Origin of the sequence: Sinorhizobium sp. 22678 (genome assembly GCF_052044265.1) — a bacterium.
Classification (GTDB): Bacteria; Pseudomonadota; Alphaproteobacteria; order Rhizobiales; family Rhizobiaceae; genus Sinorhizobium; species Sinorhizobium meliloti_A.
Genome location: NZ_JBQEMS010000020.1, coordinates 66,282 through 84,551, shown reverse-complemented (window position 1 = coordinate 84,551; position 18,270 = coordinate 66,282). Strand labels below are relative to the sequence as shown.

The following is an 18,270-nucleotide window of genomic DNA, read 5'->3' as shown; positions in this document are numbered from 1 at the left end:
AGCTCTGACCTATTCGAACAGATAGGTGTGGAGATGAAGAAGATTGGGATACTGTTCCTCGCGGCTGTGACGGCTTTCACCGCCTATGCGCCTGCGCAAGCTATGCCCTTCCCAACCGTTCCGGTGTCGCAGGCGAGCGACGTGCAGACGGTCGACCACCGCGGCTGGCATGGTCACCGACATCGCCCGCGGCACGGCTGGCGCCGGCACGGCCATCGTCACGGCTGGTATAACGGGCATCGCGGCTACAGCTATCGCCGCCACGGCTACCGCCGGCACAGCGACGGCTGGTGGTATCCTCTGGGAGCCTTCGGTGCCGGCATGATCATTGGCGGCGCCATCGCCCAGCCGCGTTACGCAGAGCCACGCTATGCGGCGCCGGGACTGCCTTCCAGCCACGTCAACTGGTGCTATGACCGCTACCGCTCGTACCGCGCTGCGGACAATTCCTATCAGCCCTATGGTGGCCCAAGACAGCAGTGCTATTCGCCGTATTACTGATGTGTCGCGAGGCCGTCCGTCGGTAACGGGCGGCCTTAAAAGCGCGTCGCGCCGAAGTGTGGCTCAGTAACCCGAACTGCCGCCTCCCGAACTGCCCATGCTGCTGCCGCCGGAACTGCTTCCGGCAGGGGTCATCGTGTTTCGGCTGGATTGATTTGTCATGCACCCGGCGAGTGTCAAAAGGGCAATCGCGGCTGCGACTATCGTCGATCTGCGGGCCATTGTCTCTCTCCCATCGTGAATTGGATAGGACATGTGACGGCGCCCAACTATTCCCTCGGGCGGCACAAACGCCGACTCAGAGGGATCGAATCTCGATCAGCGATGTCGTGAGATCGCCATAGCCGGTATAGCGGTACTCATATTCGAGCCCGAGAATATCGGCGGCGCGACGCGCCTTTTCCTGCAACACCGCGTCCTCCTGCTGGGAGAGATAGACGAGCTTGCGGTAGTGGCCGAAATACATGTCGCGCAGTTCCGGGTGCCGGTCGAGGCCGAGCGGCTCGATGACGAAGGCTTCGAACTGCCGGGCAAGGAAATCCGTCAGGAAGAAGGCTGTGATGTCATCGTCCCAGCGGGCTGCGAAATCCGTGTTTCCGGCAAAGAACGAGTAGCAATGCGGCCCCGGGATGCGCGTCACCCCTTCCTCTTCGCAGAGGCGGTCGATAAGCCCGCCGGTGCCGCAATCGGCATAGGCGATGAAGATGCGCTCGAAACCGTTGGCGCGCGCCCGGGTGATAGCCTCACGCAGGCCCGGAGTGATCTTTTCCGGCGTGTTGTGCCAGATGGCCGGCAGACAGTTGAGCTCGATGTGGTCGAGCCCGTTGGCCGCGCAGACGGCAAGAATTTCGCGCGCGATCGCGCCGCAACCAATGACATGAACTTTCTTCGGTTGTGCACGTTCTCTTGCCGACGTTGCGTTTTCCATCTTTATTCCGCCTTGCATCAACAAAGGAATCACGGTCATGACGACAAAATCTATCGCGACCATCGGAGCTGTTTTGATATCGCTGGCAACCCTGAGTTCCTGCGCAAACACGATCCGCGGCGTAGGACAGGATACTGCAAATGCAGTAAACGCGACACAGGGAGCCGGCCATCGGGTCGCCAAGGCCGCCAACTGACGGCCTGAGCGCAAGATCGACGCTCTTTCCGAAAACAAAAAAGCCGCCTGCTCGTTCACACGGGCAGCCGGCTTTTTCATGTCGGATCGTCTCAGCCTGCTGCGAGCTGATTGTGCTTGCGCTTCATGTAGTCCTTGGCCGTCTCGACGGCGACGGCGGCATCGCGGCAATAGGCATCGGCCCCGACGGCCTTGCCGAATTCCTCGTTGAGCGGTGCACCGCCGACGAGGACGATGTATTCGTCGCGCAATCCCTTTTCCTTCATCGTGTCGATGACGACCTTCATGTAGGGCATGGTCGTCGTGAGCAGGGCAGACATGCCGAGGATGTCCGGCTTCTCACGCTCGAGCGCTTCGAGGTAGTTCTCGACCGGATTGTTGATGCCGAGGTCGACGACGTCGAAGCCGGCGCCTTCCATCATCATGCCGACGAGGTTCTTGCCGATGTCGTGGATGTCGCCCTTGACCGTGCCGATCACCATCTTGCCGAGCTTCGGGGCACCGGTCTCAACAAGCAACGGGCGCAGGATGAACATGCCGGCCTTCATGGCATTGGCCGAAAGGAGCACTTCCGGGACGAAGAGAATGCCGTCGCGGAAATCGATGCCGACGATGCGCATGCCTTCGACCAGAGCCTGGGTCAGGACGTCGTAAGGCGTCCAGCCACGCTTGAGGAGGATGCGCGTCCCTTCCTCGATTTCCTCCTTGAGACCGTCATAGAGGTCGTCATGCATCTGCTGCACGAGTTCCTCATCGGAAAGGTCCTCGAGAATGATTTCATCGTCTGCCATAGTTGGGTTCCTCGGTTCCTGGCACAGTCATTTCGCACGGGTGGCACGAGAGAGGGCGCAATCCGGACGCGTCGCCCAATCCTTAGCGGGCTATACCTAAAAATCTCTTGTTGAAAGCGACGTCGCATGTGATGAAAAACGACGGCGCCCGGCGTAAATGCTCCCACGCGACGGCGGCGGCATTATTCCGCGGTTCGGAATCTGCTGCCTGCAAAATTATACAGCACTTCAAGGCGTTAGAGTGGCGCTTGCGCGGTGCCGATCTGAAGCAGCCGAAAGACGACTGCAATGGCAGCGACCGGAGAACGAGTGTCTAAGATGCGCCAGCCGTTGGCGCATTAAGACCCGTACCGGTCCGGCGCCTTGGTAGCATTACGTCAAATCGACTACCGGATGCATATGCCCGCCGCTGGATTAGCCTCGCGAAAGGGGTATGCACCCACCCATCAAAGTGTTGCGGCGTTCATCGCGCATAATGCGCGGGGCACCGCGGGAAGAGGAATGAGCGAATGAGCGACGTTACAGAACAAGGTGCGGCCGAAGGCGGCGGACGCCGCGCGCGTGGCGAGGGGCGGGGAGCGGCAGCGCGTCGCGCTTCCCGCACCGGCGGTGGCCCGGGACCGTCTCTGCCTTATATCCAGCGCAGGATTCGCGAATACGAAGTTCTTGACGAGGAAGGGCTGCAGCTCATCGAACGCAACGCCGAGGTCGTTCTCGAAGAGATCGGCATCGAGTTTCGCGATGATGCCGAAGCGCTCGATCTGTGGAAGGCCGCTGGTGCCGACGTGCGCGGTCAACGCGTGCATTTCCCGAAGGGACTTTGCCGCGAGCTCTTGAAGACGGCGCCGAAGGATTTTACCTGGCACGCGCGCAACCCGGAGCGCAGCGCTCAGATCGGCGGCAAGGCGACCGTCTTCGCGCCGGTTTACGGTCCGCCCTTCGTGCGCGATCTCGACGGCAACCGCCGCTATGCGACGATCGAGGATTTCCGCAACTTCGTGAAGCTCGCCTATATGGCTCCGTCGATGCACTCTTCGGGCGGCACGGTATGCGAACCGGTCGACATCGCCGTGAACAAGCGTCACCTCGATATGGTCTATAGCCATATCCGCTATTCCGACAAACCCTTCATGGGATCGGTCACCGCGCCCGAGCGCGCCGAAGACACGGTCGCAATGGCGAAGATCCTTTTCGGCGACGATTTCGTCGAGAACAATGCGGTGACGTTGAATCTCATCAACGCGAACTCGCCGATGGTCTTCGACGAGACGATGCTCGGTGCCGCGAAGGTCTACGCCCGCCATAACCAGGCTTGCGTCGTTTCGCCCTTCATCCTGTCGGGCGCGATGAGCCCGGTCACGGTCGCCGGCACACTGACGCAGATCCTCGCCGAAGTGCTCGCAGGTGCGGCCTTTACCCAGCTCATCCGCAAGGGCGCGCCGGTGCTGTTCGGCACCTTCGCCGCGTCGATTTCGATGCAGTCGGGCGCGCCGACCTTCGGCACGCCGGAGCCGTCGCTCGTCTCCTACGGCGCTGCTCAGCTGGCTCGCCGCCTCGGCCTGCCGTTCCGTACCGGCGGTTCGCTCTGCGGCTCGAAGGTTCCGGATGCGCAGGCCGCACATGAATCGGCAAATACGCTGAACATGACGCTGCTTGCCGGCACCAACTTCGTGCTGCATGCAGCCGGCTGGCTCGAGGGCGGTCTCGTCTCGTCCTACGAGAAGTTCATGATCGACCAGGATCAGCTCGGCATGATGCAGAAGATGGCCGAGGGCGTGGACCTTTCCGAAGACGCGCAGGCGCTCGACGCCATCCGCGAAGTCGGCCCCGGCAGCCACTATCTCGGCTGTGCACATACGCAGGCGAACTTCCAGAGCGCCTTCTATCGCTCGCCGCTCGCCGATAACAACTCCTTCGAGCAGTGGGAGATCGAGGGCGAGAAGCGGATCGAACAGCGCGCCAACGCGCTCGCCCGCTCGTGGCTCGAAAACTATGAGGCGCCCTATCTCGACCCGGCAATCGACGAGGCGCTGAAGGAATTCATCGCCAAGCGGAAGGACTCGATGCCCGACGCCTTCACCTGAAAGGCTCCCGAGCGAGCCAGGGAGCAAGGCGGCGCGGCGCAGGTAGCCGATATGATACAGAAAGAGGTCTGGCGCCCGCATTACGAAACTCAAGGGCCGAAACCGAAATGACGGCTCCTTACGCATCGGAAAGCGATGTGCTTGAAACCATCCGTGCGGCGCTTGCGCCGCACGGTCTTTTTTTGCGCGGAACCGTGAACTTCGCACCGGGCGAGGGGGCGCCGACGCTCGAAGGAGGCAAGTCCGCGGCGAGCGTGGTGCTGATCGGCAATGTCGGCGGCTCGGTCTGGGAGTCCTTCAGTCGGTGGCGCGAAGGCGAACCGGACGGCGGCGGTGCGGAGCCGCTCGACAAGTGGTCGAAGCAGGTCATCCGCCCGGCGGCTGCGGCAGCAGGCGCCTCGGCGTATTTTCCATCCGATCCCCCTTGGCAGCCCTTCCAGCAATGGGCAATGCGTGCCGAGGGGCTGAAGCCGTCGCCGCTCGGCATCCTCATTCATCCGCGCTACGGCCTATGGCACGGCTATCGCGGCGCGCTGGGCTTCGATCGAGCCATGCCGGTGACGGGCGAGCCGGCGGGTGGCCACCCCTGCGAACGCTGTATTGGACGGCCCTGCCTTTCTGGCTGCCCGGCGGACGCCTTGGCAGGCGCTACGTTCGATATGGGGCGCTGTCGCGCGCATCTGAGAACCGGAGAAGGGGTGACCGGCTGCCTTGCTCACGGCTGTCTGTCCCGCGATGCCTGTCCGGTGGGGTGCGACTATCGCTATCCGGCGGGGCAATTGCGTTTCCATATGGCGGCGATCGAGCTTTAATCAGCGCGCGCCCGCATAAATCCGCTGCAATCCATGCGATGCTACGTCGTATGATTCCCTCCGGGTCTGTTCGATGCCGCTGTTTACAAGAGCCTTCATCGCCGGCGCCGCCCTTCTATCCGCCGGTCTGGCTGCACCCGCATTCGGTGCCTGTCGCGATGTTCTCCATCTCGGCGAAACCTACCTCGCCTGCAGCTTCGACCCGTCGACGAGCGACATAAGGCTCTACAACAAGGATCAGACGGGCATGCCGTTCAGGTCTTTCAGGGCGCTGTCGCTCGAACTTCGTCGTCGCGAACAGTATCTCGTCTTCGCGATGAACGGCGGCATGTACCACGAGGACCTCGCTCCGGTCGGGCTGCATGTGGAGGAGGGTGCGGAACTGGCGCCGCTCAATAGAAATCCGGGTTGGGGCAACTTTCACATGCTGCCGAACGGCGTCTTTTATGTCGGCGATGGCATGGCCGGGGTCATGGCGGCGGAGGCCTATCGCCTTGCCGGCATCGAGCCGCGTTTCGCGACGCAATCCGGTCCGATGCTCGTCATCGATGGTGCGCTGCATCCCCGTTTCCTGCCTGAGAGCGACAGCCTCAAGACCCGCAATGGCGTCGGGGTGACGAACAGCGGGAAGGTGGTCTTCGCCGTGTCGAAACGGCCGGTGCGCTTTCACGATTTCGCGACTTTGTTTCGCGACGCGCTCGATTGCCCCAATGCGCTCTTTCTCGACGGAACGATCTCGAGCCTTTATGCGCCGGAGATCAATCGGCACGATCGGCTGTTTCCGCTCGGCCCGATCATCGCTGTCGTCGCGGCGTTTCCGCGCTGACTTCTCGATCCGTCGAGCCGCGATTATGAATAAAAAGTACAATCTTGACAAAACGTATAAATCGTTTCAGATGCACGCATGAATATAGAACCGGGCATTCCCACCTGTCTTGCTGTGCACGCGCCCTCGGCCGCGGCGATAAGCGCGTTGCTTTACCCGCATGCGGAGGTCGTTCTGCACGATCTGTCCACCGGCAAGATTGCGGCTCTCTGGAACGCCTTTTCCGGTCGCACCGCGGCGACCGACTCCCTCATCGTGGATGGCCTCGACGGCATGGCTGAGGGCGCCTGCGTGCTCGGCCCTTATGAGAAGACGGGCGCGGACGGACGGCGGCTGAAATCGGTCTCGGCGGTGCTTCGCAACAATGAGGGACATGCCGTCGGGCTGCTCTGCATCAATCTCGATGTCTCACGAATCGACGACGCCGTGAGGCTGCTCGCGGCCTTTGCCGGCACGCCGGAACCACGGCCGCCGGCATTGTTTTCGCGCGACTGGCGCGAGGAGATCAATGCAGCGCTGCACGCTTGGCTAAAGGTGAGAGGCCTTGCGCTTTCCGCCTTGAAGCGCCCGGATCGCGTGGCACTGGTTGCGGCCCTCGAAGAGCAGGGGCTCTTCAAGACCCGCAATGCGGTCGACCATCTGGCGAGCCTGATCGGCACCTCGCGCGCATCCATCTACAACTACCTCTCGGCCGCGCGCGAAGAAGGCGCCGCCTGAATCAGCAGCGAGCCTCGCGTTCAAAGGGAAGAACGACCATGACGACTTTGCCGGCCTTTCGCCTCGAGACGCATTTCTCGCGTTGGGAGTTCACGGCGCGCCACCACATGACCGCGAGCGACAGCGAAACCATGTCGATGGCGGAGCTGCTTTCCTGCGCCGACGACGCCGATCGCGACGCGTGGGAGCGGCTGACGCTCGGCTATACCGAGACCCATGGCGCTCCAGCGCTCCGCAAGGCGATCGCCGCGACCTATGAGGGGCTGGAGCCGGAAGATATCCTCTGCTTCGCCGGTGCCGAGGAAGGGCTCTACTGTGCCATGCTGGCTGCGCTCGGTCCCGAGGACCATGCCATCGTCACCGTGCCCAATTACCAGTCGATGGAAACGCTTCCGGTCACGCTCGCCGCGTCGGTGAGCGGCGTTGCACTCCGTCCCGAGAACAATTGGCAGATCGATATCGCCGATGTCCGGGCGGCGTTGCAGCCGAATACGAAGCTGATCGCGGTCAATTTCCCCAATAACCCGACGGGCGCTGTCGCCGAGCCGTCGGTCTTTCGCGCGCTCGCGGCGCTCTGCGCCGAGCGCGGCATTCATCTTTTCAGCGATGAGGTCTATCGAGGACTGGAGCGCGATGAGGAGAAGCGCCTGCCGCAGGCGGCCGAACTCTTCGATCGCGGTATTTCGCTCAACGTCATGTCCAAGGCCTATGGCCTTCCAGGTCTTCGGATCGGCTGGATCGCCTGCCGCGATCGCGCGCTTCTCCAGCGCATGGAAGGCATGAAGCACTACCTCTCCATCTGCAACTCCCGGCCATCGGAGGTACTGGCGACGATCGCGCTGAAATCGCGCCATCGGATACTTGAACGCAATCGCGCGCTCTGCACGCGAAATCTCGAGAAACTCGGAGCCTTCTTCGCCGAGTTCGCAGATCTCTACGCGTGGCAGGCGCCGGACGGCGGCTGCGTCGGCTTCGCCCGCTATCACGGGGCAGACGGCGTGGAGGAACATTGCCGGCGGCTTGTCGAGGAATCAGGCGTGCTGTTGCTTCCTTCGAGCCTTTTCGTCTCCGATCTACTGCCGGTCCCGCAGGATCGCTTCCGCGTCGGATTCGGCCGCAGGAACATCGAAGAGGGGCTCGAAGCCTGGCGCCATCACGTGCTGCGGGCGCCCGTGAGGTGATCGGCGGCGTGGCGCCGGCCGATTGACCGTGTTAACGATGCGCCAACCTCATGGAAGTACCTGCCTCGCATTATGCATTATAGACCCGAGATCGACGGGCTGCGCGCCGTCGCCGTAATACCCGTCCTGCTGTTTCATGCCGGTTTCGGCTTTATCTCTGGCGGTTTCGCGGGAGTCGACGTTTTCTTCGTGATCAGCGGCTTTCTGATCACGAGCCTCATTCACCAGGAGATCCGCAGCGGCGCATTCAGCGTCGTCGCTTTCTATGAGCGGCGTGCACGACGCCTCGCGCCAGCGCTTCTGTTCGTCTGTGTGGCCTCTATTCCCTTCGCGCTCATGTGGATGCTGCCGAAGGAATTGAATGAATTCGGCAAGAGCCTCTACGCGGCGAACTTGTTCGCGGCCAATTTCTTGTTCTGGGACCAGACGAACTATTTCACGCCCGACACCGATCTCATGCCGCTGCTTCACACCTGGTCCCTTGCGGTCGAGGAGCAGTTTTACATCGTCTTTCCCCTACTTCTGCTTTCGCTGCGCCGCCTGTCGGAGGCGACCGGGCTCAAGGTGATCGTCGCGGCGACGGTTCTGAGCTTCGGCGCGACGCAGCTTTTCGCGCGCATCGATCCGGCGGGAAACTTCTATCTCCTGCCCAGTCGCTTTTGGGAACTAGGCCTCGGTGCCGCCGTCGCTCTCTCGGGTGTTTCAAATCGTGAATTCTCCAGATCCGTCCGCGAGTGCTTCGCCTGGGGCGGGCTTATCCTCATCGCTGCAAGCTATCTCTCGACAACCGACACGCAACATTATCCGGGCTGGGCGCCCGTTCCAGTCGTCGCCGGTACGGCCCTTGTTCTCGCTTTCGCTCGCGGCGACACGCTGATCGGCAGGTGCCTCTCGGCCCGCCCGCTCGTTGCGATCGGCCTCTGCAGCTACAGCCTCTATCTCTGGCATCAGCCGGTATTCGCATTTGCGCGCCTGCGCACGAGTGACGGAGTGACGCCTGCCGGCTACGCCGGCCTCATCGTGCTCTGCTTCGGTCTCGCCTACCTCAGCTGGCGATATGTCGAAGGTCCCTTTCGCAATCGTGCCCGTCTCGGGCGGAAGGCGATCTTCGCAACGGTCGCGGCGGTGGGGTCCATGGCCGTTGCGACTGGCCTGGTGTTCGACGGCAGCGACGGTCTCGCCTCCGGGAATGCCGAGCTTGCCCGCCTCACCAAGCCGAGCGTCGGCATAGGGAAGGATTGCAATGCGGTTGTCGACCTGAAATGCGGCACAAGCAGCGAACCGGTCATTGCCGTCTGGGGAGACTCCTTTGCCAGGCACCTCGTCGATAGCATTCTGGCCTCCGAACCGGGCGCACGGCTTGTACAACTGACGAACAACAATTGCGGTCCGCTCGCCGGCCTCGCCCCGATCAAGGCCAAGTTCGAGCCCGCTTGGCCGCAGGAGTGCATCGAGCACAACAGGGAGGTGCAGCGCTTCCTTCTGGCGCACAAGTCGATCCGCTATGTCGTGTTGTCCTCGCCGCTGAATCAGTATTTGGAGGAAGAGACGATGCTTCTCGACGGTAAGGGAGTGGTGCCGTCGGACGCTCGGACCGTGACCGGCAGTTATCGGGCAAGCCTCGCATGGTTACGGCAGAATGGCTTTCGGCCGGTCGTCATCGCGCCGCCGCCGCAGGATGGTCGCGATACCGGCCTTTGCGTCGCGCGAGCCCGACTGCTTGGAACCTCCGCCGATGACTGCGGGGCGTCACTTGCGAATGTCCGGACCCACGACCGTGACGTACTCTCGATTCTGGCGGACATCGCCAGCGACTATCCGGTCGTGAGCTTCACCGATTATCTCTGCGGCGGGGGCCGCTGCAGAACCGAGGACAGGGGAGTGGCGCTTTTCGAAGACCATGGGCATTTTTCCGAAGAGGGATCCCGTCATCTCGGTGCCGCGCTTCAGTTCTACCCGGCATTTGCCAGTGCTGCGGAATATGGCTGCTCCACGGAGCGCGGTCGGCTCGGGGCACCTTTGCGCGGGATTTGCGATCTCGGCGAAAATGTCGCTTTGGTGAGCGCCAGCGCGAGCGACGCCCCGCCGGCGCAAATGCGCACTCACCCTGGTCCCGTAGAATAGGATAGCTCCGGCTTTGCCGCCGGAGCTTCCGCAGGCATGACCTTAGGCGCGCCGACGGCGCTCTCGGGCCGGGGCGGCGGGACCTTCATTTGCCGATTTGTTCCGCAACGGACCGATTTTCTCGACGATCGTATCGAGCGTGGGGCGTTCACCCCTGGTGTGATTGTCGATCGCGAGCCGCATCGCGGCCAGATGGTTGCAGGAGGTGCCGCAACAGCCGCCGATGATCCTGGCGCCGGCGTCGACGGCCAACCGGGCATATTCGGCCATCAGCGGCGGAGTGCCGGAATAGTGGATCTCCGAGCCGCGGAATTCGGGAATACCGCAATTGCCCTTGACGACGATTGTCGCCTCCGGGCTGGCAGCCGTCATGTCGAGCAGCGAGGAAAGAATGTCGGACGCCCCGACGCCGCAGTTCGCGCCGACGGCAACCGGACCGTCGCCGATATCGGCGGCGACGCCGTGAATGTCTTTCGGGTGCAGGCCCATCATCGTCTTGCCGGCGGTGTCGAAGGAACCGGTGTAGACATAGGGAAGGCCGACCTTCGCCGCGGCTTCGGCGGCCGCACGAATTTCGTCCGGAGAGGACATGGTCTCGATCCAGGCGACCTCCGCGCCGCCGGCTTTCAGGCCCTCGATCTGTTCGACGAAGGCCGCGACCGCGTCTTCATAGGAGAGGGCGCCGAGCGGGATCAGCAGCTCGCCCGTTGGGCCGACGGATCCGGCCGTAATGACCTTTCGCGACGCCTGGTCGGCCACCGCGCGCGCGATCTCTGCGGCCCGCTTGTTGAGCTGGTAGACCCGGTCTTCGGCCTGATGAAGCTTCAGTCGGTGGCGTGTGCCGCCAAAGGAATTGGTGAGAATGATGTCGGCGCCGGCATCCACGAAGTCCTGATGCAGCTTGGTGATGTTTTCCGGTTTCGTCTCGTTCCACATCTCCGGTGCCTCGCCCGCTTCGAGCCCCATGGCGAAGAGCGACGTGCCTGTGGCGCCATCGGCAAGCAGGACGCCCTTCTGGGCGAGGAGATCGGAAAGGGCATGGACTGCAACGGACATCGGATTTTCCCGGCTGAATGGAACTGCAATAAGATATAAAGATATCTTTATGTGTTGGCAACAGAATTGCGCCGATCAGCGCGGCAATTCGTTCGCAAGCAGCGCAGCTAGATCGGTTGCGGGCTTCTCTGCCCGGGCGCGCAGACGCAGGCTGAATTCCGCCGGAGGCAGGGATGGCAAGCCGAGATGGGCAGGAGCGCGCTCGATGCCGGTGCCGAGAAATCTTTCCGTCCGGGTCGTAACGGCGATGCCGCTCAAGACGGCGGCGCGCAGGCCCGACAGGCTGGGGCTCGTTGCCGCGATCCGAAAGCGGCGGCCGGTTCTCTCGAGGGCCGATATGGCGGCGGCGCGGAAGCCGCAAGGTGGGTCGAGCACGGCGAGGGGGAGCTCCTCTTCGTCCGTTGCCAAGCCCCTGTCGGAGCCGAGCCAAAGCATCTGTTCGCGGAGCGCGAGCAATTCGTCATCTGCAGCCGCCTGTCGCATGGCAAGAAGAATGTCGATCTGGTTCTGATCGAAGGCGGCCGTCAATTCTTTCGACCGCCCGATCCTCAAATCCAGGCGAATGCGTGGATGGGAACGCGCGAAGCGGCGCAGCAGTCCGGGCAGCATCGTATCGGCAAAGTCCTGAGTGCTGCCCAGGGAGATCCGTCCATCGGCGCGCGCGCCCCTGAGGCTGAGCCAGGCGTCGCGGTGCGCATCCAAAATACGCCGGGCATGGGCGGCGAGCTCCTCTCCAACGGGCGTGAGCACGCGTCCGCGTCCGGCGGGCGCAAGAAGGCGCTCGCCGATCAGTGCTTCCAGCCGCTGCATTTGCGCCGTCACCGCGGAGGGCGAACGGTTGACGGCGGTTGCCGCTCTTGCAAGCGAGCCTCCCTCGGCGAAGGCGAGAAAAGTGCGCAGCAGCTCGGGATCGATCGGATTCATACTTCAATTTTACAGAAGTGTATCTGCAAAACAATTCGATTTTGTTGATGTGGCGACGATGGCAAATTGACGAGGTGTTTCGAAGAAAGGAACCTGTGATGCCCATCATCAACATCAGCGTTACCGGACAGCCGGAGCCGGAGCTTTCGGCGAAAATAGCGGCAAAGGTAAGCGACCTCACACAGTCGCATCTTCGCAAGGACCCCTCGGTGACGGCGGTCGTCGTCAGCTATGTCGATCCGCGGCATTGGTTCGCGGGCGGAAAGTCGCTCGCCTCGCAGCAGAGCAGCAGTTTCTGGCTCGACATCAAGGTTGTCGACGGCACCAATACGAAGCAGGAACTTGGTGCCTATGTCGAAGCGATCTTTGCGGCCTTCGAGGATATTCTCGGGATGGTCCATCCCGAAAGCTACGTGCTCGTCCATGAGGTACCGGCGGCAGCCTATGGCTATGGAGGCAAGACGCAGGAGTTCCGGTACATCAGCGGAAGGCTGGGGGTCACTTGACTATCCGCTGTTGAGGGCGCACATGGGCGCCCTCAAAGCCAGTCAAGCCGCCTGCCGGTCGGTATGCTGCACGGGCGTCACCATGGCGGAGATGATCATCTGCAGGTCGATCGCACCGATCGGGCGACCGTTGGCGTCGACGACATGGGCGTTGCTTATTTGCGCGCCGGTCATGGTGCGGGCGGCTGCTTCGAGCACGGTGCCTACGGCGAGCGGCAGGCCTTCCGGGTTTCCGGAGAGCGGCCGCATGATCGTCTCCACGTTGACCACCCGCCCGCGGTTCACTTCCTTCACAAAGGCCGTGATGTAGTCGTCGGCTGGCGAGAGCACGATTTCCTGGCCGGTTCCCTGCTGCACGACGCGGCCGTCGCGCAGGATGGCGATCTTGTCGCCGAGCCTCAGGGCCTCGTCGAGATCATGGGTGATGAAGACCACCGTCTTCTTCAATTCCTTCTGCAGTTCGAGCAGGACCGACTGCATGTCGACGCGTATCAGCGGATCGAGTGCCGAATAGGCCTCGTCCATCAGCAGGATGTCGGCGTCGTTCGTAAGCGCGCGGGCAAGGCCGACGCGCTGCTGCATGCCGCCGGAAAGCTGGTTCGGATAGTGCTGCTCGAAGCCTTGAAGGCCGACGCGCTCGATCCAGCCAAGCGCACGCTTTTCGCTCTCGCGCCGATCGATACCCTGTATCTCAAGACCGTAGATGGTGTTTTCGAGAACCGTGCGATGCGGCAGCAGTGCGAACTTCTGGAAGACCATCGCCGTCTTGTGACGGCGGAACGCGCGAAGGTCGTTCTCGTTCATCTTGCAGACGTCGACGCCGTCGTAGAGGACTTCGCCCGAGGTCGGATCGATCAGCCGGTTGATGTGCCGGATCAGCGTCGATTTGCCGGACCCCGAGAGCCCCATCACGACCGTTATGCAGCCGCCCGGCATGGAAATGTTGATGTCCTGCAGTCCGAGCACGTGGCCGTGCTTTTCGTTGAGTTCGGCCTTACCCATCCCGTTCTCGACGAGTTTGACGTAATCCTCTCCGCGCGGGCCGAAAATCTTGTAGAGGTTCTTCACCTCGATTGCGTGACTAGCCATGGACAACCTTTCCCCTTCTCTTGGCTTGGAGCTTTTACGCCGACTGCGTTTTCGCGGCGCTTCCCGCTCCTTGCATCAGAACTGTGACAGCGGAACACGCCGACCGCTTTACTGTTTGCGACGCAGGCGCGGCTCGTGCGTCGCGCATCAGGCAGCCGCATCCTCGAAGGGGCGCTGGAATCGATCATCTTCACGATTTCGCGCCGATCCGACCGAAGATCACAGTGATCTAGAGCGCGGCCCTCACCTTTTCGGCGACCTCCGGGCCTACCCACTGCGTCCATATCTCCTGGAAGTTTTCGAGGAAGTAGCGGGCGGCGCTTTCGTTCGTCCCCTGGTTCTGATCCATCCAAGCCAGAATTTTGTTTACCGTCGCGTTTTCCCATTGCCGCGCCTGGACGTAGTCCATGGCGCTGCCTGCTCGATCGGCAAAGGACTTGGTCACCACGGTATAGACGTCCGAGACCGGATAGGAGTTTACCTTTGGGGTCGGGCAATTCGGGGCGGCAGTGCAGGAGTCCCATTCCGCCTTGTCGTGATCCACGCCGAAAGACAGCAAGGTCATCTCGTACTTGCCGAGCAAGGCGGTCGGAGCCCAATAATAGCCGAGCCAGCCGGTCTTCTTCTCGAATGCATCGGCGATCGACGCGTCAAGCCCGGCAGCGGAACCGGGATCGATCAGCTGGAAGCCGGCCTTGTCCGCTTCGAGAGCCTTGTAGAGGTTGGCGGTGGAGAACCGGCAATTCCATGTTGAAGGACAATTGTGGACCGCTCCCTTTGCGGGGTTCTCGTGAGAAGGGAAGAGTTCCGGGTGCTTCAACGCGTCCTGCACCGTTCGAATGTCCGGGTGCGCGTCGGCGATGAACTTCGGAATCCACCAGCCCTCGACCCCACCTTCGCTCAAGATCCTGGCGCCTTCGACGAGGCGGCCCTCCTTGATTGCGGCATCGAAGGGCGTGCGTACGGAGTTGATCCACAGCTCCGGCACCAGGTCGGGCTCCGCCTTCTCGTTCATCGAGGTGAAGGTCAGCATCGTGTCGCCAGCGACGAGCTTCACACTGCATCCATAGCCGTTTTCCAGAATGAACTTGTCCACGTGAGCCGCGACGCCCGCCGAGGCCCAGTCCATCTCGGCGATGCTGACGCCGCCGCATTCGGCAGCCCCGGAAGGGCCTGCCAGAGACCATATGCCCGCCGTGAGGATGAGGGTAGCAAGGAGTTTTTTCATGTCCGTCGACACCTTCACGTCACTGCGGCCACGCATGGTGGATGGAGCGCCGCCTAACCGCTCCCGCGCTGAAGCTGCCGGCCCACTTCGTTGTCATTGCGGCAAGCCTAAGTGTTCGCGTCGAGAAATCAACCTTTTCGATCCGGCGCCGGTCGCCGGCGGCATATTGCGCCGCGACGAGCTCGCGGTACCGAGGACGCGAACGGCGAAATCGCCGAAATTCACCTTTGGTTAAGGCCTCAATAACGATCCGGTAAGGTTGTGGGGATAATTGTCTGCCTGCGGCGGGCGACTGCCGCAGGTCCGGATCAGGTAGTGCGTACCGGACCCGATATTCAGCGGAACGATCTGATCGCCGCACCCTTCCGTTCCAACGGTTGGGTGCGGCTTTTGCATTTCAGGGCAGGAATCGTGAAGAAACCGCCCCGAAAAGGGGGCGGTTTCGAACGCGACGTGGCGCTTTATCCGACGTTGGACGTGCGGATGAGGCCGAGTGGGCCGACCGGCGCTTCCGCGACCACATTACGGACGCGGGACTGGCCGTTCGGCGCCTTGGAGTTCCAGGCGATCTGAACGAAGTTGGGTTTGCCGAAAACGAACAGCATGACTTTCTACCTTGGGAGACCGGGCAATTTTCCGGCGGGTTTCGATGGCGCGGATATAGGCTCTTGCCGCGACGGCTTGAATGCCAGGCTCGGCACCGCATGTCGCAATTGAGCTAGCTCGCGAGAATTTTCAGATCCTAAAAATTAAAACTGCACACAGGTTCCCGCTCCAGAACGCTTGAAGAAGGCCGGAAACGCACCGCGAACGCCGGTGACGCAATCATGGCGGAATCGCGTCGGGACGGAGCTTTGCGGCAGGCGGTTTCGATGCTACGGGAAAGGCATGACACGCAAGATCATGCTGCAGGGAACCGGCTCGGATGTCGGAAAATCGGTACTGGTGGCGGGCCTCTGCCGGCTCGCATCCAACCATGGCCTCAACGTAAAACCGTTCAAGCCCCAGAACATGTCGAACAATGCCGCCGTTGCTGACGACGGCGGCGAGATCGGCCGTGCGCAATGGCTCCAGGCGCTTGCCGCACGCGTGCCGTCTTCCGTGCATATGAACCCGGTGCTCCTGAAGCCGCAATCGGACGTGGGCAGCCAGATCGTCATCCAGGGCAAGGTGGCCGGCCAGGCCAAGGGGAGGGAATACCAGGCTCTCAAGCCAAGGCTCCTCGGCTCTGTCATGGAGAGTTTCGAGCAGGTGTCAGGCGGCGCCGATCTCGTGATCGTCGAAGGCGCCGGTTCGCCGGCCGAGATCAATCTGCGCGCCGGCGACATCGCCAATATGGGCTTTGCCACCCGCGCTGTCGTACCCGTCGTTCTCGTCGGCGATATCAACCGCGGTGGTGTCATTGCGTCCCTGGTCGGCACGCATGCGATCCTGCCGGAGAACGACCGGCGCATGGTCACCGGCTACCTCATCAACAAATTCCGCGGCGATGTTACGCTCTTCGACGACGGCATCGCATCGGTCCGCCAGTTTACCGGCTGGCCTTGCTTCGGCGTCGTGCCCTGGCTGAAAAGTGCCGGGCGGCTGCCTGCCGAAGACTCCGTCGTCCTCGAGAGGCTGACGCGGGGCGGCGGCAAGGCGCTGAAGGTCGCGGTCCCCGTCCTGTCGCGGATCGCCAATTTCGACGATCTCGATCCCCTGGCCGCGGAGCCGGACGTCGACATCGTCTTCGTTCGGCCGGGGGCGCCGCTTCCAGACGATGCGGGCCTCGTCGTCATACCCGGCTCGAAGTCCACCATTGCCGATCTGGAGGATTTCCGCAGGCAGGGCTGGGACCGGGACCTCGACCGGCATATGCGCCGCGGTGGGCGGGTCGTCGGTATCTGCGGCGGCTATCAGATGCTCGGAAGCCGGGTTACCGATCCGCTCGGTATAGAGGGCGGCAAGCGCGCGATTGAGGGGCTGGGGCTGCTTTCCGTCGAGACGGAGATGGCTCCGGAAAAGACGGTTCGCAACAGCCGCGCCTGGTCGCGAGAATACGACGTCGCGCTCGAAGGCTACGAAATCCATCTCGGCAAGACGACCGGCGCCGATTGCAGCCGCGCGCCGGTCGAGATCGACGGCCGCCCGGATGGAGCGATGTCGGCGGACGGCCGCGTGATGGGCACCTATCTGCACGGTCTTTTCGGAAGCGACGCCTACCGTTCCGCGTTGCTCAAGAGCTTCGGTATCGAAGGCGGGGGAGGCAATTACCGCCAGTCGGTGGATGCGGCTCTCGACGAGATTGCCGGGGAACTCGAAGCGGTACTCGATCGGACATGGCTCGGCACGCTTTTGGGGTAGGGCCGGCCGGACGAGGCGTGCCCTTTCGGCATTTCTCACCCGGACCGTATCGTGTCGGAAGCGCAGAAAACGGCTCGTTGAAAGGATCGAAATGCAGCAATACGACGACGATCTTCGGCAGTTCGAAGCCCAGGGCGCACCGGCTCTGCCTCCGGCCGCGGAGCAGGGCTATGTGGAGCGCGATGGCGCCCGGATATGGTACTCGACATATGGCGCGGGAGCACCGGTGGTCCTGTTGCACGGCGGTCTCGGCCACAGCGGCAATTGGGGCTATCAGCTTGCGCCGCTTCTTGAGGCCGGCCGTCGCGTCGTGCTCATCGACAGCCGCGGACATGGGCGCAGCACGCGCGATGAGCGGCCCTACAGCTACGAAGTGATGGCGTCCGACGTCCTTGCCGTCACCGACATGCTGGGACTTCAGAAGTTCGCCGTGGTGGGCTGGAGCGACGGGGCGTGCATCGGCCTCGTGCTTGCGAGCGAGGCTCCAACGCGCGTTGCCGGCGTCTTCTTCTTCGCCTGCAACATGGACCCGAGCGGCGCGACAGAATTCGAGGCCACTCCGGTTATCGACCGTTGCTTCGCCCGGCACCGGAAGGACTATGCCGAATTGTCGGCGACGCCTGATGAGTTCGATGACTTCGTCTCGGCCGTCAGCGAGATGATGAGTACGCAACCCAATTACTCGGCGGGCGACCTCGCCGGCATCCGAGTGCCGGTCGCGATCGTGCAGGCCGAGAACGACGAGTTCATAAAGAGAGAGCACGCCCAATATCTCGCGCGGAGCATTCCCGCAGCCGAATTGATCACGCTTGAACACGTCAGCCACTTTGCGCCGCTGCAGAGGCCCGACGTGTTCAACGGCGCCATGCTTGCATTTCTCGACAAGGTGCTTCCAACCAGGACCTGAGGCTTTACAGCCGTCGTCACGTTCTCCGTTGCATACGCCTTGCGAAAAATGCAGCATG

Annotated in this window: 18 protein-coding genes; 11 read left to right on the top strand and 7 right to left on the bottom strand. The window is 62.4% G+C overall.

Features of this window, described 5'->3' with window-relative positions; all coding sequences use genetic code 11:
- Positions 1-33 precede the first annotated feature (33 nt).
- A complete protein-coding gene (locus ACTJKL_RS24580) occupies positions 34-501 on the top strand; it encodes a BA14K family protein (protein ID WP_275597756.1) in 468 nt (155 codons plus the stop codon).
- A 298-nt stretch (positions 502-799) separates the two neighbouring features.
- Here ACTJKL_RS24580 and ACTJKL_RS24575 read toward each other — a convergent pair whose 3' ends face one another.
- The gene (locus tag ACTJKL_RS24575; protein WP_440854041.1) at positions 800-1,429 is read right to left on the bottom strand and encodes a DUF1638 domain-containing protein; all 630 of its coding nucleotides are present in this window, start codon (positions 1,427-1,429) and stop codon (positions 800-802) included.
- A gap of 37 nt (positions 1,430-1,466) precedes the next feature.
- On the opposite strand from ACTJKL_RS24575, the gene ACTJKL_RS24570 reads away from it, so the two are divergent.
- The gene (locus ACTJKL_RS24570) at positions 1,467-1,625 is read left to right on the top strand and encodes an entericidin domain-containing protein (protein ID WP_440854040.1); all 159 of its coding nucleotides are present in this window, start codon (positions 1,467-1,469) and stop codon (positions 1,623-1,625) included.
- 91 nt (positions 1,626-1,716) lie between these two features.
- Here the strand turns inward: ACTJKL_RS24570 and ACTJKL_RS24565 are convergent, their stop codons facing one another.
- Positions 1,717-2,415, bottom strand: coding sequence for a cobalamin B12-binding domain-containing protein (locus ACTJKL_RS24565; protein ID WP_018095269.1), 699 nt, complete (start codon positions 2,413-2,415; stop codon positions 1,717-1,719).
- Between the two features lie 509 nt (positions 2,416-2,924).
- Between ACTJKL_RS24565 and ACTJKL_RS24560 the strand changes: the two genes are divergently transcribed.
- The 6 genes from ACTJKL_RS24560 to ACTJKL_RS24535 all read left to right on the top strand — a co-directional run bounded on the left by ACTJKL_RS24560 (position 2,925) and on the right by ACTJKL_RS24535 (position 10,159).
- Positions 2,925-4,499 (top strand): trimethylamine methyltransferase family protein, encoded by a 1,575-nt coding sequence (locus tag ACTJKL_RS24560; protein ID WP_018095268.1) that lies wholly within the window; start codon positions 2,925-2,927, stop codon positions 4,497-4,499.
- A 107-nt stretch (positions 4,500-4,606) separates the two neighbouring features.
- A complete protein-coding gene (locus tag ACTJKL_RS24555) occupies positions 4,607-5,311 on the top strand; it encodes a 4Fe-4S dicluster domain-containing protein (protein WP_018095267.1) in 705 nt (234 codons plus the stop codon).
- Positions 5,312-5,384: 73 nt separating this feature from the next.
- On the top strand, positions 5,385-6,137 hold the full coding sequence (locus ACTJKL_RS24550) for a phosphodiester glycosidase family protein (RefSeq protein ID WP_440854039.1): 753 nt from the start codon (positions 5,385-5,387) through the stop codon (positions 6,135-6,137).
- Between the two features lie 78 nt (positions 6,138-6,215).
- Positions 6,216-6,854, top strand: coding sequence for a helix-turn-helix transcriptional regulator (locus tag ACTJKL_RS24545; RefSeq protein ID WP_440854038.1), 639 nt, complete (start codon positions 6,216-6,218; stop codon positions 6,852-6,854).
- Positions 6,855-6,892: 38 nt separating this feature from the next.
- Entirely contained in the window at positions 6,893-8,035 is a 1,143-nt protein-coding gene (locus ACTJKL_RS24540) for an aminotransferase class I/II-fold pyridoxal phosphate-dependent enzyme (RefSeq protein ID WP_411934130.1), read from the top strand.
- Positions 8,036-8,107: 72 nt separating this feature from the next.
- Positions 8,108-10,159: an acyltransferase family protein gene (locus ACTJKL_RS24535; RefSeq protein WP_440854037.1), complete on the top strand. Its 2,052-nt coding sequence runs from the start codon at positions 8,108-8,110 to the stop codon at positions 10,157-10,159.
- 42 nt (positions 10,160-10,201) lie between these two features.
- Here the strand turns inward: ACTJKL_RS24535 and bmt are convergent, their stop codons facing one another.
- Together bmt and ACTJKL_RS24525 are read right to left on the bottom strand one after the other, a co-directional pair.
- Positions 10,202-11,215, bottom strand: a complete 1,014-nt coding sequence (gene bmt, locus ACTJKL_RS24530; protein WP_440854036.1) for a betaine--homocysteine S-methyltransferase — start codon at positions 11,213-11,215, stop codon at positions 10,202-10,204.
- 75 nt (positions 11,216-11,290) lie between these two features.
- Positions 11,291-12,139, bottom strand: a complete 849-nt coding sequence (locus ACTJKL_RS24525) for a LysR substrate-binding domain-containing protein (RefSeq protein WP_440854035.1) — start codon at positions 12,137-12,139, stop codon at positions 11,291-11,293.
- A gap of 98 nt (positions 12,140-12,237) precedes the next feature.
- On the opposite strand from ACTJKL_RS24525, the gene ACTJKL_RS24520 reads away from it, so the two are divergent.
- Positions 12,238-12,645, top strand: a complete 408-nt coding sequence (locus ACTJKL_RS24520; RefSeq protein ID WP_440854034.1) for a tautomerase family protein — start codon at positions 12,238-12,240, stop codon at positions 12,643-12,645.
- A gap of 42 nt (positions 12,646-12,687) precedes the next feature.
- Here ACTJKL_RS24520 and ACTJKL_RS24515 read toward each other — a convergent pair whose 3' ends face one another.
- From ACTJKL_RS24515 to ACTJKL_RS24505, 3 genes are all read right to left on the bottom strand, one after another.
- Complete coding sequence (locus tag ACTJKL_RS24515) at positions 12,688-13,734, bottom strand: quaternary amine ABC transporter ATP-binding protein (RefSeq protein WP_100673754.1); 1,047 nt, start codon at positions 13,732-13,734, stop codon at positions 12,688-12,690.
- Between the two features lie 229 nt (positions 13,735-13,963).
- Entirely contained in the window at positions 13,964-14,962 is a 999-nt protein-coding gene (locus tag ACTJKL_RS24510; protein WP_440854033.1) for an ABC transporter substrate-binding protein, read from the bottom strand.
- A 461-nt stretch (positions 14,963-15,423) separates the two neighbouring features.
- Positions 15,424-15,567, bottom strand: a complete 144-nt coding sequence (locus ACTJKL_RS24505; RefSeq protein WP_010969600.1) for a hypothetical protein — start codon at positions 15,565-15,567, stop codon at positions 15,424-15,426.
- Positions 15,568-15,850: 283 nt separating this feature from the next.
- On the opposite strand from ACTJKL_RS24505, the gene ACTJKL_RS24500 reads away from it, so the two are divergent.
- Together ACTJKL_RS24500 and ACTJKL_RS24495 are read left to right on the top strand one after the other, a co-directional pair.
- Entirely contained in the window at positions 15,851-17,305 is a 1,455-nt protein-coding gene (locus ACTJKL_RS24500; protein ID WP_440854032.1) for a cobyric acid synthase, read from the top strand.
- Between the two features lie 91 nt (positions 17,306-17,396).
- Complete coding sequence (locus ACTJKL_RS24495) at positions 17,397-18,212, top strand: alpha/beta fold hydrolase (protein ID WP_379943120.1); 816 nt, start codon at positions 17,397-17,399, stop codon at positions 18,210-18,212.
- Positions 18,213-18,270 lie beyond the last annotated feature (58 nt).

Coding starts and splice junctions, on each gene's coding strand:
- ACTJKL_RS24555 (WP_018095267.1), top strand. CDS start 4,607: ATGACGGCTCCTTACGCATCGGAAAGCGATGTGCTTGAAACCATCCGT.
- ACTJKL_RS24520 (WP_440854034.1), top strand. CDS start 12,238: ATGCCCATCATCAACATCAGCGTTACCGGACAGCCGGAGCCGGAGCTT.
- ACTJKL_RS24570 (WP_440854040.1), top strand. CDS start 1,467: ATGACGACAAAATCTATCGCGACCATCGGAGCTGTTTTGATATCGCTG.
- ACTJKL_RS24505 (WP_010969600.1), bottom strand. CDS start 15,567: ATGCTGTTCGTTTTCGGCAAACCCAACTTCGTTCAGATCGCCTGGAAC.
- bmt (WP_440854036.1), bottom strand. CDS start 11,215: ATGTCCGTTGCAGTCCATGCCCTTTCCGATCTCCTCGCCCAGAAGGGC.
- ACTJKL_RS24560 (WP_018095268.1), top strand. CDS start 2,925: ATGAGCGACGTTACAGAACAAGGTGCGGCCGAAGGCGGCGGACGCCGC.
- ACTJKL_RS24540 (WP_411934130.1), top strand. CDS start 6,893: ATGACGACTTTGCCGGCCTTTCGCCTCGAGACGCATTTCTCGCGTTGG.
- ACTJKL_RS24495 (WP_379943120.1), top strand. CDS start 17,397: ATGCAGCAATACGACGACGATCTTCGGCAGTTCGAAGCCCAGGGCGCA.
- ACTJKL_RS24500 (WP_440854032.1), top strand. CDS start 15,851: ATGACACGCAAGATCATGCTGCAGGGAACCGGCTCGGATGTCGGAAAA.
- ACTJKL_RS24515 (WP_100673754.1), bottom strand. CDS start 13,734: ATGGCTAGTCACGCAATCGAGGTGAAGAACCTCTACAAGATTTTCGGC.
- ACTJKL_RS24510 (WP_440854033.1), bottom strand. CDS start 14,962: ATGAAAAAACTCCTTGCTACCCTCATCCTCACGGCGGGCATATGGTCT.
- ACTJKL_RS24525 (WP_440854035.1), bottom strand. CDS start 12,139: ATGAATCCGATCGATCCCGAGCTGCTGCGCACTTTTCTCGCCTTCGCC.
- ACTJKL_RS24580 (WP_275597756.1), top strand. CDS start 34: ATGAAGAAGATTGGGATACTGTTCCTCGCGGCTGTGACGGCTTTCACC.
- ACTJKL_RS24565 (WP_018095269.1), bottom strand. CDS start 2,415: ATGGCAGACGATGAAATCATTCTCGAGGACCTTTCCGATGAGGAACTC.
- ACTJKL_RS24575 (WP_440854041.1), bottom strand. CDS start 1,429: ATGGAAAACGCAACGTCGGCAAGAGAACGTGCACAACCGAAGAAAGTT.
- ACTJKL_RS24550 (WP_440854039.1), top strand. CDS start 5,385: ATGCCGCTGTTTACAAGAGCCTTCATCGCCGGCGCCGCCCTTCTATCC.
- ACTJKL_RS24545 (WP_440854038.1), top strand. CDS start 6,216: ATGAATATAGAACCGGGCATTCCCACCTGTCTTGCTGTGCACGCGCCC.
- ACTJKL_RS24535 (WP_440854037.1), top strand. CDS start 8,108: ATGCATTATAGACCCGAGATCGACGGGCTGCGCGCCGTCGCCGTAATA.